This window comes from Sphingorhabdus sp. (assembly GCF_046596595.1).
Taxonomy (GTDB): domain Bacteria; phylum Pseudomonadota; class Alphaproteobacteria; order Sphingomonadales; family Sphingomonadaceae; genus Sphingorhabdus_B.
The window spans coordinates 37,698-51,548 of record NZ_JBKJMB010000061.1 but is presented as its reverse complement, the minus strand read 5'-3'; the positions used below and the strand labels follow the sequence as shown (position 1 = coordinate 51,548).

The 13,851-nt window shown below is 55.8% G+C and carries 14 protein-coding genes; 12 read left to right on the top strand and 2 right to left on the bottom strand.

The features are described from left to right. The first annotated feature begins 19 nt into the window (after positions 1-19). The 8 genes from ACLL9E_RS06230 to ACLL9E_RS06195 all read left to right on the top strand — a co-directional run bounded on the left by ACLL9E_RS06230 (position 20) and on the right by ACLL9E_RS06195 (position 6,699). Positions 20-319: a hypothetical protein gene (locus tag ACLL9E_RS06230; protein WP_411290875.1), complete on the top strand. Its 300-nt coding sequence runs from the start codon at positions 20-22 to the stop codon at positions 317-319. Then, positions 316-990, top strand: a complete 675-nt coding sequence (gene pyrF / locus ACLL9E_RS06225) for an orotidine-5'-phosphate decarboxylase (protein WP_411290874.1) — start codon at positions 316-318, stop codon at positions 988-990. Before ACLL9E_RS06230 ends, pyrF begins: the two co-directional genes overlap by 4 nt. Continuing rightward, complete coding sequence (locus ACLL9E_RS06220) at positions 990-1,364, top strand: bleomycin resistance protein (protein WP_411290873.1); 375 nt, start codon at positions 990-992, stop codon at positions 1,362-1,364. The genes pyrF and ACLL9E_RS06220 overlap by 1 nt, the downstream gene beginning before the upstream one ends. Before the next feature lie 129 nt (positions 1,365-1,493). Then, complete coding sequence (locus tag ACLL9E_RS06215; RefSeq protein WP_411290872.1) at positions 1,494-2,135, top strand: phosphoribosylanthranilate isomerase; 642 nt, start codon at positions 1,494-1,496, stop codon at positions 2,133-2,135. Continuing rightward, on the top strand, positions 2,122-3,363 hold the full coding sequence (trpB, locus tag ACLL9E_RS06210; protein ID WP_411290871.1) for a tryptophan synthase subunit beta: 1,242 nt from the start codon (positions 2,122-2,124) through the stop codon (positions 3,361-3,363). The genes ACLL9E_RS06215 and trpB overlap by 14 nt, the downstream gene beginning before the upstream one ends. Before the next feature lie 97 nt (positions 3,364-3,460). Beyond that, positions 3,461-4,243: a tryptophan synthase subunit alpha gene (trpA, locus tag ACLL9E_RS06205; RefSeq protein WP_411290870.1), complete on the top strand. Its 783-nt coding sequence runs from the start codon at positions 3,461-3,463 to the stop codon at positions 4,241-4,243. 113 nt (positions 4,244-4,356) lie between these two features. After that, the gene (gene accD / locus ACLL9E_RS06200; protein WP_411290869.1) at positions 4,357-5,211 is read left to right on the top strand and encodes an acetyl-CoA carboxylase, carboxyltransferase subunit beta; all 855 of its coding nucleotides are present in this window, start codon (positions 4,357-4,359) and stop codon (positions 5,209-5,211) included. 147 nt (positions 5,212-5,358) lie between these two features. Continuing rightward, positions 5,359-6,699 (top strand): bifunctional folylpolyglutamate synthase/dihydrofolate synthase, encoded by a 1,341-nt coding sequence (locus ACLL9E_RS06195; protein WP_411290868.1) that lies wholly within the window; start codon positions 5,359-5,361, stop codon positions 6,697-6,699. 21 nt (positions 6,700-6,720) lie between these two features. On the opposite strand, the gene ACLL9E_RS06190 is transcribed toward ACLL9E_RS06195, so the two are convergent. Beyond that, positions 6,721-8,283: an AmpG family muropeptide MFS transporter gene (locus ACLL9E_RS06190; protein WP_411290867.1), complete on the bottom strand. Its 1,563-nt coding sequence runs from the start codon at positions 8,281-8,283 to the stop codon at positions 6,721-6,723. A gap of 91 nt (positions 8,284-8,374) precedes the next feature. On the opposite strand from ACLL9E_RS06190, the gene ACLL9E_RS06185 reads away from it, so the two are divergent. Both ACLL9E_RS06185 and rsmD read left to right on the top strand, forming a co-directional pair. Continuing rightward, positions 8,375-9,220, top strand: a complete 846-nt coding sequence (locus ACLL9E_RS06185) for a pseudouridine synthase (protein ID WP_411290866.1) — start codon at positions 8,375-8,377, stop codon at positions 9,218-9,220. Then, the gene (gene rsmD, locus ACLL9E_RS06180; RefSeq protein ID WP_411290865.1) at positions 9,220-9,768 is read left to right on the top strand and encodes a 16S rRNA (guanine(966)-N(2))-methyltransferase RsmD; all 549 of its coding nucleotides are present in this window, start codon (positions 9,220-9,222) and stop codon (positions 9,766-9,768) included. The genes ACLL9E_RS06185 and rsmD overlap by 1 nt, the downstream gene beginning before the upstream one ends. On the opposite strand, the gene ACLL9E_RS06175 is transcribed toward rsmD, so the two are convergent. Continuing rightward, the gene (locus ACLL9E_RS06175) at positions 9,765-10,229 is read right to left on the bottom strand and encodes a hypothetical protein (protein ID WP_411290864.1); all 465 of its coding nucleotides are present in this window, start codon (positions 10,227-10,229) and stop codon (positions 9,765-9,767) included. The two genes, rsmD and ACLL9E_RS06175, sit on opposite strands and share 4 nt — an antisense overlap. Before the next feature lie 112 nt (positions 10,230-10,341). On the opposite strand from ACLL9E_RS06175, the gene ACLL9E_RS06170 reads away from it, so the two are divergent. Both ACLL9E_RS06170 and ACLL9E_RS06165 read left to right on the top strand, forming a co-directional pair. Continuing rightward, a complete protein-coding gene (locus tag ACLL9E_RS06170) occupies positions 10,342-12,645 on the top strand; it encodes an ATP-dependent helicase (protein ID WP_411290863.1) in 2,304 nt (767 codons plus the stop codon). Between the two features lie 95 nt (positions 12,646-12,740). Next, the gene (locus ACLL9E_RS06165; RefSeq protein ID WP_411290862.1) at positions 12,741-13,631 is read left to right on the top strand and encodes an alpha/beta fold hydrolase; all 891 of its coding nucleotides are present in this window, start codon (positions 12,741-12,743) and stop codon (positions 13,629-13,631) included. Positions 13,632-13,851: the final 220 nt, after the last annotated feature.

Below are 13,851 nucleotides of genomic sequence, written 5' to 3'. Positions count from 1 at the left end.
GAAAAGGAGAGCACGCGCAATGCGATTTCTGAAAACGCTGATCTGGGTAACGATCATTATCGGGCTGGTGGTGTTTGCAACCAACAATTGGGCGCCTGTGTCGGTCAGTCTTTGGGGCGGCTTGCGCCTTGACACCAAATTGCCTGCCTTGGTCATCGTCGCATTTCTGCTCGGCTTTTTGCCGTTATACATTTTGCACCGCACGCAGGTTTGGAGAATGAAACGGCGAATACTCACGCTAGAAGGCAGTCAGCGGGCGGTCGCTCCACCAACACCCATGGCTCCTCGCCCCACTTACACTGCCGTGGACCCGATATGACCAACCCGATTTTTGTCGCGATCGATACGCCGTATCTCGAAGATGCTCTCGAGCTGACCCGGCGCATCAAGGATCAGGTAGGCGGCATAAAACTTGGCCTCGAATTTTTCTGCGCAAATGGGCATCATGGCGTCCACGAAGTTCAGAAACTTGGCCTGCCTATTTTTCTTGACCTGAAATTGCATGACATTCCCAATACAGTGGCAAAAGCGATGCAGGCGATAAATGCACTTGAGCCGGCCATCGTTACCATTCATGCCGCCGGTGGCCGCGCGATGATGGAAGATGCCAAGGCAGCCGCTGGCGCGCATACTAAGGTAGTGGCGGTGACCGTGCTCACGAGCCTTGATGACCACGACCTCAACCGCATTGGCGTTTCTGATTCGCCGGAATTGCAGGTCGCGCGGCTTGCGGCACTCGCGCAAGACGCTGGTCTGGACGGTATCGTGTGTTCAGGACATGAGGTGAAAGCCGTCAAGAAAATCTGGAAAGACGGTTTTTTCGTGGTTCCTGGCCTTCGACCTGCGGGTGGAACTGCTGCCGACCAAAAGCGTACAGTGACGCCGCGCCAAGCGCGTGACGATGGCGCAAGCATTCTCGTGATTGGGCGACCAATTACGAAGGCGGAAAGCCCCGATAATGCTGCGCGGGCGATTATGGGCACGCTGTAGTGCCGGACCACGCCACGCCTAACTTGCCCTCGCGCGGTTTTGACAAGACTGTCGCATTTTATGTGCAGTTGGGTTTCGAAACAAGTTGGCATGATCAAGGATGGCTGATTCTAGAAAGAGACGGCGTCACGCTGGAATTTTTCCGCTATCCTGATCTCGATCCAGCGCAGAGTTCCTTTAGCTGCTGTCTGCGGCTGAACGATATGGCTGCTTTTTACCGAGCCTGTGTTGAATCCGGGGTACCAGTAAAGACAACTGGCTGGCCGCGCCTACACTCACCGCGCAAAGAGCACAGCGGCATGACGATTGCCTATCTGGTCGATTTGGATGGAAGCTTGCTTCGGCTGGTGCAGAATGAGGCTGTGAACATTTAAGCTTCTTCAATCTGTCATCCACTCGTCACCCTGAACTCGTTTAAGGGCCTTATTTTCCGGTCCGAAAAATTAAGATGCTGAAACAAGTTCAGCATGACGGGAGGTTGAACGTTCGCTAATGGCGGCAATATGCAAACCCAAATCAAAATCTGTGGATTAAGTAATGAAGCCAGCATTGACGCGGCAGCCGCATCGGGCGCTTCGCACATAGGCCTAGTTCATTTCGAAAAAAGCCCCCGCCATGTTCCGCTCGACCAAGCCGCAGCGTTGCGGATGCGCGCGCCATCCAGCGTTAAAGTTGTGCTTTTGCTGGTGAATGCCGACCCAGGTTTGACGGCAAAGGCCATTGAAATTGTAAAACCTGACATTGTACAATTTCATGGAACACAAACAGCCGAATGGCTTCGGCTTTTGAAAAGCGTGGTTTCCATCGAGATCTGGAAAGCTTTTGGCGTGAAAGACGTTGCAACACTCAAAAACGCTGACCAATATGAAGGCGCAGCCGACCTGATCCTTTTCGATGCGCCTGCCCAAGCTTTGCCCGGCGGAACAGGACATCGTTTCGACTGGTCATTGCTCACGCAACACCAACACAAGCTGCCTTGGGGTCTTGCAGGGGGCCTGAACCCCGAAAATGTGCATGATGCGCTGTACCAGACGCGAGCGCAATTGGTTGATACATCGTCCGGTGTGGAGTCTGCGCCGGGCATCAAGGATGTGGACAAGATTGGCGCCTTCTGCCAAGCGGTGCGCGATTATGACAACAGCTGAACTCACGCCTAACTCTTTCCGTAACCAACCTGATGATCGTGGCCATTTCGGCCAGTTCGGCGGGCGGTATGTCGCCGAAACGCTCATGCCGCTCGTGCTCGATCTCGAACGCGAATATCGCGCTGCAAAACAGGACCCAGCCTTTGCCGCCCAGTTCGACGACCTGCTCGAACATTATGTCGGCCGCCCCTCGCCGCTTTATTATGCCGAGCGGCTGACAGAGGAGGTCCGCAAGGGTGCGCCAGAGGGTAAAGGTGCGCAAATCTGGTTCAAACGCGACGAACTCAATCACACTGGCGCGCACAAGATCAACAATTGCATCGGTCAGATTTTGCTCGCCATTCGCATGGGCAAGACACGGATTATCGCGGAAACCGGCGCTGGCCAGCACGGTGTTGCGACAGCGACCGTGTGCGCGCGTTTTGGCCTGCCTTGCTTCATCTATATGGGCGCAAAAGACATTGAGCGGCAGCAGCCCAATGTCTTCCGGATGCGTTTATTGGGCGCTGAAGTTATTCCTGTGACCAGCGGCGCTGGCACGTTGAAAGATGCGATGAACGAGGGGCTGCGCGATTGGGTCGCCAATGTCCACGACACATTCTACATCATTGGGACGGCAGCAGGCCCGCACCCATATCCCGAATTGGTGCGCGATTTCCAAAGCGTTATCGGCAAAGAAGCGCGTGCGCAAATGCTGAGCCGCATCAACCGCCTACCCGATTTGTTGGTAGCTTGCATCGGCGGCGGTTCAAACGCTTTGGGGCTGTTCCACCCGTTTTTGGATGACAAAGAAGTCGAAATGCTTGGCATTGAAGCGGCAGGCCACGGCCTCGACGCCGAACATGCCGCAAGCCTTGCAGGTGGTCGTCCGGGCATATTGCACGGCAACAAAACCTATCTGTTGCAAGACGCCGACGGCCAAATTGCCGAAGCGCATTCAATTTCGGCTGGCCTTGACTATCCGGGTATTGGCCCAGAGCATAGCTGGTTGAAAGAAATCGGCCGTGTGCGTTATGACAGCGTCACAGACATGGAAGCTTTGGACGCGTTTCAATTGCTATGCCGGACCGAAGGCATCATTCCCGCGCTAGAGCCTGCCCACGCCATCGCAGCCGTAGAGCGTGAAGCCAAGAAGATGGACCGCGACCAGATCATCTTGGCCAATCTATGCGGACGTGGTGACAAGGATATCTTTACCGTGGCCGAGGCTTTGGGGACGAAGATATGAAGCCTCCACGCCTCGTCATCCTGAACTTGTTTCAGGATAACACGCGATCGTACCCCGTTATCCCGAAACAAATTCGGGATGACGAAGGGGTAGCGCAATGACTCGCCTTTCAACTGCCTTTTCCAAGCCTCACGCCGCGCTTGTGACATTCATCACCGCGGGCGATGGCGACACTGCAGCTAACCTTGATGCGCTCGTCGCAGGCGGGGCGGATGTAATCGAGCTTGGTATGCCGTTCACCGATCCCATGGCCGATGGACCGGCTATTCAGGAAGCAAACATCCGCAGCTTGGGCGCTGGCACTACGACCGCCGATATCTTTGCCATCGCCGCTGCATTTCGCCAACGCCACCCCGGCACGCCTTTGGTGCTGATGGGTTACGCCAACCCGATGACGATTCGTGGTGGCGACTGGTTTGCGTCCGAATGTAACAAGGCCGGCGTCGATGGTGTCATCTGCGTCGACATTCCGCCCGAGGAGGACCCGGAGCTTGGCCCTGCCCTGCGCAGCGCCGGCATTGACCTCATCCGGCTCGCAACCCCGACAACCGATACCGCGCGTTTGCCTGCCGTCCTGGATGGCGCGTCGGGCTTTCTATATTATGTGTCGGTCGCTGGTATCACTGGCCTCCAAGTAGCTGCGCAAACAAGCATCGACGAAGCCGTGGCCCGTCTGAAGGCACATACCGACCTGCCAGTGGCCGTCGGCTTTGGTGTGCGGACCCCTGAACAAGCCGCCAACATCGCGCGTGTTGCAGATGGCGTTGTTGTGGGTTCCGCAATTGTAGAGCTAGTCGCCGAACACGGAATGAACGCTGCTGGCGCGGTTCGCGATTATGTGGCATCTTTGAAGCAAGCGATAGTTACCGCACGAACATGATTACAAAACCGTAGTGCTGAGCCTGTCGAAGCACGCCTCTCGGGTCAGCGCCCTCATCGGGAAGCGCCCTTCGACAGGCTCAGGGCTACGGTAGAAATTACAGGGGAAAATTCATGAACTGGGTCACCCGCGTCCGCAACGCCATTCCCTTCATCGCCAAGCGCGAAACTGCTGAAACGCTCTGGCACAAGTGCAAGGGATGTCAGGCGATGATATTTCTGAAGGAATTTGAGGAAAACCAGTCGGTCTGCCCCAAATGCGACCATCATGGCCGGATCGGTCCAGCTGCGCGTTTCGATGCTTTGTTCGACGACGAAAGCTATGACATTCTGAAGCCACCTGTTGTTGACGAGGACCCGTTAAAGTTCAAAGACACCAAGAAATATGTCGACCGCATTAAGGCTGCACGACTTGCCACGGGCGAGACCGATGCGATGAAAAGCGCACGCGGTGAGATCAATGGCCAAACCGTTGTCGTCAGTGTGCAGGATTTTGCTTTCATGGGCGGTTCCATGGGCATGGCAGTGGGCGAGGCGTTCATTGACGCCGTCAAAGCCGCGATCCGTGCGAAATGCCCTTATATTATCTTCACAGCGGCTGGCGGCGCACGCATGCAAGAAGGAATATTAAGCCTGATGCAAATGCCGCGTTCGACCGTCGCGATCCAGATGCTGCATGATGCGGGATTGCCCTATATCGTCGTGCTGACAGATCCCACCACGGGGGGCGTTACTGCGTCATACGCAATGCTTGGCGACGTGCAGATTGCCGAACCCGGCGCGCTTATCGGCTTTGCCGGACAGCGCGTTATTGAACAGACGATCCGCGAAAAGCTTCCGGAAGGGTTTCAGCGCGCCGAATATCTGCTTGAACATGGCATGATCGACATGGTCACCCACCGCCATGACCTGCGCGGGGTTTTGTCGCAACTCGTTGGATATTTAACGCCGGAGAAAAAGGCGGCTTGAGGTAGCTCTCAGGTATTCGCCCATTGATCGTCACCCTGAACTTGTTTCAGGGTCTATCGAGCAACGACACCCCTGAGTTGACGTGAATAATGGACCCTGAAACAAGTTCAGGGTGACGTTGGTTTTTTTTGAAGCTATTCGGCCAACATGCCTGACCACGCCACATCGACTGACCCAGCAGTTCAGGCCCAGCTTGACCGGTTGACGATGTTGTCGCCCGGCAAGGACGTGTTGGGGCTCGAGCGAATTGCTGTTTTGCTGGACCGGCTCGGTAACCCACATCATCGTCTCCCGCCAGTGTTCCATGTCTCCGGCACAAACGGCAAGGGGTCAACTTGTGCTTTCTTACGCGGCGCAATCGAGGCGGCTGGATTAACCGCCCATGTCTACTCGAGCCCGCACCTTGTGCGCTTCAACGAACGTATCAGGGTCGCTGGCAAGCTGATCGACGATGCCGTATTGTCGGCGCTGCTGTCGGAAGTGCTCGACCAAGCCGAAGGACTTCAGGCCAGCTTTTTCGAAGTCACCACCGCTGTCGCTTTTTGTGCCTTTGCGCGGACCAAAGCGGACGCGTGTATCGTTGAAGTTGGCCTAGGCGGAAGGCTAGATGCCACCAACGTCTTGGCAAAACCCGTCGCATGCGGAATTGCCTCATTGGGGCTAGATCATGAGGCGTTCCTGTTAGCGGACGAAGAAGGCGTGCCAGAAATGCCGCCATTGGACCGAATTGCCTTTGAAAAGGCGGGCATAGCAAAGTCCGGGTCACCGTTATTGACTCAGAAATACAGCGCTTCGATGGCGAATATGGTCGCATCGCAGGCCAGCCTGCACGGCGCAATATTGCGCGCGCGCGGCGATAGCTGGGATGCAGCCGTGTATGACGGGCGGTTACATTATCGCGATATCACTGGAAAACTCAGCCTACCCCTGCCCCGCATGACCGGCGCGCATCAGGCCGATAACGCCGCTTTGGCCGTCGCGATGTTGCGACATCAATCGGCAATCCACATTCCCGAAGCCGCATTGTCTGCGGCGATGGAATGGACAAGATGGCCAGCGCGGATGCAGCAATTGGCGATGGGGCCCTTGACCGATTTGCTACCCAACGGGTCGACGGTTTGGCTCGACGGTGGCCACAATCCTGACGCAGGCGCCGCGATAGCCAAGACGCTCGAGGCTGGCCCGCCCGTGCATGTCATCATCGGTATGTTGAAGAACAAAGATGCACTTGGTTTCCTCACCCCCTTTTCGCACAAGATTGAAACGCTGATAGCTGTGCCGATACCGGGGCATGAGCATCATGATCCAGCGGACTTGTGCGACTTGGTGCAGCGCAGCCTGCGGGTTTCTGAGGCACGGACAGCCGAGAATGTAACTATAGCACTGGAACATCTAGCGAAACAGCCAGCGCCGGTTCGTGCCCTTATCTGCGGATCGCTATATCTCGCGGGCGAAGTGTTACGGCTGAACGACCAAGTGCCTGACTAAGATTTGAACCTTGTGTAACGATTAACGCTGAGCCGCACTCTCGGGCTGTCCCTTCCACGCCAGCAATCCCCCGCCAACCAGCACCGCTGCAAATGTCCAAGTAAGATTGGCCGCAAACTCAAGCGGCTGCGAGAGCAATAGCCCGATGAGCCCCGCTACGACGAGCAAAAACCCAGCAATGCGCAGCGGTCCAACTGGCTCTTTCAGTGCCTTTTCATCAACCGCCTCGACCTGATGAATGCTTTGAACGACGTAGCCTTTGCTCCATAATATCCATAAGAGAACCATGCCCGGGATTGCTGCGACTACGGTGAAACCCCAAAAGCCGACCCAGCCGACATTTTCCGCGACGATCCCCGCTGGTCCGGCCATAAATGTACGTCCAACACCGGCGAACGAGGACAACAAAGCAAATTGCGTCGCAGTGTATGCTATACTCGAAAGACCCGACAAATAGGTCGCGAACACCGTCAGGCCGATACCACTGGTCAGATTTTCGGTACAAATAGCAGCGACCATCATCCAGTAGCTGTTGCCCGTTGCCGCCAATAACATGAACATGACATTCGAAAACATCATCAGCAGGCCGGAAATAAGCAGCGCGCGGCCCATACCGAGCCACAATATAAAGGGAGCGCCTAAGGCCGATCCAACGATCAACGCGCCAAAACCCCATAACTTGTTCGCCGAAATATACTCTAGGTCGGAAAAGCCCAAATCGACGATCATCGGGCTGAGCATCGCCTGCCCCATCGCGTCACCTACCTTGTAGACCAGCACAAAGCCCAAAATCAGGAACGCACCATGTCGCGTCAGAAATTCGCGGAAAGGATTAACGACAGCCTCGGTCAGCCATTGCTTGGGCTTCATACCTTCGACGTGGGCAAAGCGGTCAATGAATTTGCCGGGGCCAGCCCATAATGCACCAATGATCGCAGGGATGATGCAGAATGCGGTTAAGCCATAAGCCGTGGACCAGCCAAGCCCGAGACCTTCCTGTGAAGCAAAGTAAATGGTGCCGGCACCAGCGATAAGGTTACCTGTGCGATAGCCGAACTGGTTGGTCGCGGTGCCGTGCGCGAATTCTTCTTCTTCCAATATCTCGATACGATACGCGTCAATGACGATGTCCTGTGTGGCGGACAGAAAGGCCGTAATGAGTGCCCAGATCGCAAACAGTCCCATATCGCCGGGCTGCGGATTGCTCGCGCCCAATTGCCAAATCGACAGAAACAGCAGTGCCTGCACAAAGAAAAGCCAGCTACGGCGTTGCCCGAACAACTTGGTCAACACGGGCAAATGCAGCTTGTCCACCAACGGCGCCCAGAGGAACTTAATCGTGTAGGGGATGCCCAAAGCGACCGCAAAGCCGATCGTTGCAGTGTCGATGCCCACCTTGGCCAACCAGAATGTCATGGTTGCAACCAGTAACGTCAGCGGGAAACCACTCGAAATGCCGAGCAAGAAGGTAATGACAGGATTTTTGCGCAAATATGGACGGAATGCCGGGACGGTGAGCGCTATTAGCGGCAGCGCGAGAATTATCGCTGCAAAAATGATAAATCGCATCAAATCGACTGACATGCAGACCCCTCCGAGATTATTGCGACCACGACTAACGGCATTTTCCTGAATGGCCAGTGACTTTTCAAGCAACATGCGTCAAAGGCGCTTGATGGTTAAACCTCCGTCAAAAGCACCTGCCCGTCCCGCCAAGCCACCGCGTCTGCGTTGGGACAGCAAACCGTCACGTAAGCCCAACGCGAATGCTGCGCCGAGCAAAGGCGCATTGGAACGCAAGGACGGGGAAGAACGCATTGCAAAGCTCCTTGCGCGCGCTGGTGTGGCTTCACGCCGCGAAATCGAGCGCATGATAGCCGATGGCCGGGTCACGCTGAATGGTGACAAGGTTGAAACACCCGCCACCTTGCTTAAATCGCTGCATGGCGTAGCCGTCGACGGCAAGGCCGTAGGTCAGCCAGCGCCGACGCAGCTGTATATGTTTCATAAGCCCGAAGGCTGCCTGACCGCCGAACGCGATTTTAGTGGCCGCAAAACGATTTATGATGTGCTGCCGAAGGATCTGCCGCGCCTCATGCCAATTGGTCGTCTAGATTTGAACACTGAAGGTTTGCTGCTGCTTACCAATGACGGCGAGTTCAAACGGCAGATGGAATTGCCTTCAACTGGCGTTGAAAGGACTTATCGCGCGCGCTGCTTTGGTGAAGTCAGTCAGGAACAACTGGAAGAACTCATCCATGGCATTGAAATTGACGGCGTGACCTATGGCAAAATCGACGCCAATCTGGAACGCCGGACGGGCCGCAATGGCTGGGTCGAAATGACATTGACCGAAGGCAAAAACCGCGAAGTCCGCCGTGTGCTTGAACATCTGGGGCTTGAGGTCAGCCGCCTGATCCGAACGCGTTATGGTTCCTTCGTTTTGGGCGAACTGGCGCCCGGCGAAGTTGGCGAAGTGCGCCGCGTTGACCTGATCGAATTTCGAAAGACTTTGAAGTAATGCGAATCATATCCGGCCAATGGCGCTCCCGGCCGCTGGTCGCGCCCAAGGGTGATACCACACGTCCCACCGCTGACCGCACGCGCGAAACATTATTTTCGATGCTGACCAGCCGGCTTGGCTCATTTCAGGATTTGCGCGTACTTGACCTGTTTGCAGGTTCTGGTGCGTTGGGGCTTGAGGCGCTGTCACGCGGTGCATCACATTGTACCTTTGTCGAACAGGACCATCTTGCGCTTGATGCGCTTGCGGGGAACATCACGAAGCTTGGCGCAGCGGATCGAACTGACGTACGCAAATGCTCGGTGCTCTCGCTTGGCACGGCCATTAACCCGGCGGACGTGATCTTTATGGATCCGCCTTATCTTAGTGGCGCCGGCGCTGTCGCACTCGATAAACTTATTCGCTTCAACTGGTTTGCGCCATCGGCTTGGATCAGCGTCGAAACCAGCGTGAAGGAGGATGTAGCCGTAAAAGGCTTTATCGTTGATACCGTTCGCGACGTAGGCAAGGCGCGCCTTACCCTGCTTCGTGTCGACGCGGATTAACGGCGGCGTTTTTTGGAGGCTCCAGGACCTTCGCCCGGGTTGCGACAGCTGTCCTGAATATCACGCGTACATAATGGATATGCTTTGGTTGCAGGCTGCGGCGTCATCATAGCGCGGGTGGTGCCACCACTGACTGCGGTTCGGTCACCCGAAGATGGCGGCGTGGCCATGGGGCCGATCGGGGCGTCGGTCCGGCCCATAGTCGGTGTTTGGCCCGGAGTCGGCGGAACGTCCCGCGACTCTTCGGCCACCGGGGGCATTTCGGGTGGCAAAGGTTCAGTTATTGGGGGGGACGGTTGGGATGGATCTTCCACTGGTGGGACCGGCATGCCGTCGGGTCCGGCAGGCTGATCAGGCTGCGTCTGCGACGTCGTGGGCATTCCGTTTTGCATACAAAAGGCAGGATCAGTCGCAATTAACCCGATCAACGCTGCGGCGCCCGCTAATATAGTTTTTCGCATGATATGTCTCCTTTGATGAACGAAAGGGAAAATGGCCGTCGCGGACAATAGTTCCAACGCTCGGGCGAACATCGCTTGCGGTTCGTCGCGACGTTCCCTAACTGTTCGCCTTATGTCAGATGTTCAGGTCCAGCCCCACCCGTCCGAAGCGGAACCGCCATGGTTGCGTGGCTTAAATCCTCCACAGCGAGAGGCGGTGCTGACCACCGAGGGCCCGGTTTTACTGCTCGCTGGCGCAGGAACAGGAAAAACGGCCGCCTTAACTGCCCGAATGGCGCAGATATTATACACGCGTCAGGCGTGGCCATCGGAAATATTGGCCGTGACATTCACTAACAAGGCGGCGCGGGAGATGCGCGAACGCATTGGCGCGATGGTCGGGTCTGCGGTGGAAGGGATGCCGTGGCTAGGCACCTTCCATAGCATTGGTGCCAAGCTGCTGCGTCGTCACGCAGAAGTTATCGGCCTTCAAAGCAACTTCACCATCATCGACACCGACGACCAGATTCGGTTGTTGAAGCAACTGATCCAGTCAGAAGATTTGGACGAAAAGCGCTTTCCCGCCCGAGGCCTTGCGAGCTTGCTCGATAAATGGAAAAATGCTGGCAAATCGCCCACTGACTTGGACGCGGCTGACAATGAAGCTTTTGCCAACGGCAAAGGACAGCTTATGTATGCGCTGTATCAAGCCCGGCTACTTGCGCTGAATGCCTGCGACTTTGGCGATCTTTTGTTGCATGGGCTCAACCTCCTAAAGAACAACCGCGAGATCCTTGAAAAATATCAGGCGCAGTTCAAATATATCCTGGTCGACGAGTATCAGGATACCAACGCAGTCCAATATCTGTGGCTGCGTCTGCTTGCGCAAAAGCGCAAGAATATCTGCTGTGTGGGCGATGATGACCAAAGCATCTATTCCTGGCGCGGCGCCGAGGTTGCCAACATATTGCGCTTTGAAAAAGACTTTCCGGGCGCAAAAACCATTAAATTGGAGCAGAATTACCGAAGTACGCCGCATATCCTTGCCGCCGCATCCGGCCTTATTGACGCTAACAGCGCGCGGCTTGGCAAAACGCTCTGGACCGAGTTGGACGAGGGCGAAAAGGTCCGGATCATCGGCGTGTGGGATGGCCCCGAAGAGGCGCGCCGCGTGGGTGAAGAAATTGAAGCATTGCAGTACAAGGGCGAGAGCCTCGACAGCGTCGCCATCCTCGTCCGCGCACAGCATCAGACCCGGGAATTTGAAGACCGTTTCATCCAAGTTGGCGTTAACTACCGGATAGTAGGCGGATTTCGCTTTTACGAACGCGCTGAAATCCGTGATGCCATCGCCTATTTGCGCATCGTAAACCAGCCAGCGGACGACCTAGCCTTCGAACGCATCGTCAATGTTCCGAAACGCGGCATCGGCGATAAGGCCGTCGAGAAAATCCACATCGTTGCCCGCGCAGAGCGCGCGCCACTGTCGGTCGCCGCCGCACGCCTGGTCGGCACCGATGAACTGACCGGAAAGGCGCGTAAGTCGCTGGCGGACCTAGTGGTCGACATCGCCCGCTGGCGCGACGAGGCAGCGACAATGTCCCCGGCCAATCTCACGCGGCTCATTTTGGACGAAAGCGGCTACACTGCCGTTTTGCAGGCGGAACGTAGCACTGAAGCATCTAGCCGGCTTGAAAACCTGAGCGAACTTGCCCGCGCCATGGAAGAATATGAAACGCTTGGCGAGTTTCTGGAACATGTCAGCCTGGTGATGGACAATGACCGCGGTGACAAAGGGGCAAGCGTGACGATCATGACGATCCACGCCGCCAAAGGCCTTGAATATGACAACGTGTTCTTGGTCGGGTGGGAGGAAGGCATTTTCCCGTCACAACGCGCACTTGATGAAGGCGGTCTTGCCTCATTGGAGGAAGAACGTCGTCTGGCCTATGTTGCGATTACCCGCGCAAAACGCAAATGCACCATCATCCACGCGGCAAACCGCCGTATTTACGGTCAATGGACAAGCAGCATTCCGAGCCGCTTTATCGAAGAACTTCCGCTCGACCATATCGAGGCTGAGCAGACGATGACTGGCGGCGCCTCGTTATGGCGGGCTAACTGGAGCGAACAGTCCGACCCGTTCGCGCACCTTGCCGCTGCCAACGCCACCCGGGCCGGTGCGCGCGGCCCTGGCTGGCAACGCGCCGCGACTTCGGGTGGCTTCAACCCTCGCCCGCAACGCATTGCAGAGAATACACGCAGCGCGATCAGCCTTGGCAACGCAGGGCGTAGCGACCTGAGCATTGGGTTGCGCGTTTTCCACGAAAAATTCGGCTATGGCGCAATTGCGTTGATTGAAGGCAATAAGCTTGAGATCGATTTTGAAGTGGCCGGACGCAAACGAGTGATGGACAGCTTTGTAACGCTTGGTTGATCTGCCTCTGCCGTAGACCCATCCGATGAGATAACGGAACGTCCACCATTCTCGTGTGTTTCCTGTACAATTCGCTTTGGATAGGAGATTGAACGATGCCCATGATCGAAACCCGCGACGGCGCGTGGCTTTATGTGAAAGATTGGGGCACCGGGAATCCAGTCATTTTGATGCATGGTTGGCCGCTCACGGCGGACAGTTGGGATCCAATAGCCGAAGCTTTGGCGAATGCCGGACACCGTGTGATTTCCTATGACAGACGCGGCTTTGGACGGTCCGAACAAACTTGGGGTGGCTATGATTATGATAGCTTCACAGACGACCTTGCTGATGTGATGAAGGCAACGGGCGCTACGGAAAACGTTACCATAGTTGGTTTTTCCATGGGTGGCGGTGAAGTGGCGCGCTATATGTCACGCTATGCGGGCGCAGGTATTGTCCGCGCAGCGCTTGTCGCGTCGGTGGTGCCGTATATGCTGCAAGCTGACGACAATCCCGATGGTGTTCCGCAGGAAACCTTCAATCAGATGACGCAGGACATGATTGCAGATCGCCCTGCATTCATGCGGACTTTCTTGCATGACTTTTTCGGTATCGGCTGGCTGAGTAAGCCCGTCAGCGGCGCTACTTTGGATTGGGCATGGAATATGTCCATGCAGGCAGGCCTTCGTCCGACATTGAAAGCGGCGGAAGCATTTTCCTCAACTGATTTTAGAGGCGATCTGCCTTCGTTCAACGTGCCAACATTAATCATTCACGGAACGTCGGACAAAACCGTGCCAATCGATCCTACAGCCCGGATGGCGGCGGCGATGATCGAAGATGTCACGCTAGTCGAATATGCAGGGTCCCCCCATGGGCTGTTTGAAACGGACCGCGATCGGTTGATTTCTGATCTCATGGCATTTCTAAATGGAGAAGAGCCAGGTTCTCAGGACCCTGAAAATTTTGTCATCAACCCCGCATTGCCGATGGGTGGGTTCTAAGTTCCCGATGGAAATAGACCCCGGCTGATCAAGCCATTATGTTGATAACTCCATGCGGTTTGGAATAGCCGCGACCATCGGCCTGATGGTTGACGAATTGGATTATCAAAGGGTCTTGACCGCCGACGCGTGAATAAAAGCAACAGTGCTGGTAAACTTATCGGCTTTGCGGTTATGATGCCGAATGGATGCGGGGGCTTCAAAACTTATATCTGACGCC

Bases quoted from the DNA above. Each gene is read 5' to 3' on its own strand.
- ACLL9E_RS06175 (WP_411290864.1), bottom strand. From the start codon at position 10,229: ATGCGAAAAACTATATTAGCGGGCGCCGCAGCGTTGATCGGGTTAATT.
- ACLL9E_RS06170 (WP_411290863.1), top strand. From the start codon at position 10,342: ATGTCAGATGTTCAGGTCCAGCCCCACCCGTCCGAAGCGGAACCGCCA.
- ACLL9E_RS06165 (WP_411290862.1), top strand. From the start codon at position 12,741: ATGCCCATGATCGAAACCCGCGACGGCGCGTGGCTTTATGTGAAAGAT.
- ACLL9E_RS06190 (WP_411290867.1), bottom strand. From the start codon at position 8,283: ATGTCAGTCGATTTGATGCGATTTATCATTTTTGCAGCGATAATTCTC.
- rsmD (WP_411290865.1), top strand. From the start codon at position 9,220: ATGCGAATCATATCCGGCCAATGGCGCTCCCGGCCGCTGGTCGCGCCC.
- trpB (WP_411290871.1), top strand. From the start codon at position 2,122: ATGACAACAGCTGAACTCACGCCTAACTCTTTCCGTAACCAACCTGAT.
- ACLL9E_RS06195 (WP_411290868.1), top strand. From the start codon at position 5,359: ATGCCTGACCACGCCACATCGACTGACCCAGCAGTTCAGGCCCAGCTT.
- ACLL9E_RS06215 (WP_411290872.1), top strand. From the start codon at position 1,494: ATGCAAACCCAAATCAAAATCTGTGGATTAAGTAATGAAGCCAGCATT.
- pyrF (WP_411290874.1), top strand. From the start codon at position 316: ATGACCAACCCGATTTTTGTCGCGATCGATACGCCGTATCTCGAAGAT.
- ACLL9E_RS06230 (WP_411290875.1), top strand. From the start codon at position 20: ATGCGATTTCTGAAAACGCTGATCTGGGTAACGATCATTATCGGGCTG.
- ACLL9E_RS06185 (WP_411290866.1), top strand. From the start codon at position 8,375: ATGGTTAAACCTCCGTCAAAAGCACCTGCCCGTCCCGCCAAGCCACCG.
- accD (WP_411290869.1), top strand. From the start codon at position 4,357: ATGAACTGGGTCACCCGCGTCCGCAACGCCATTCCCTTCATCGCCAAG.
- trpA (WP_411290870.1), top strand. From the start codon at position 3,461: ATGACTCGCCTTTCAACTGCCTTTTCCAAGCCTCACGCCGCGCTTGTG.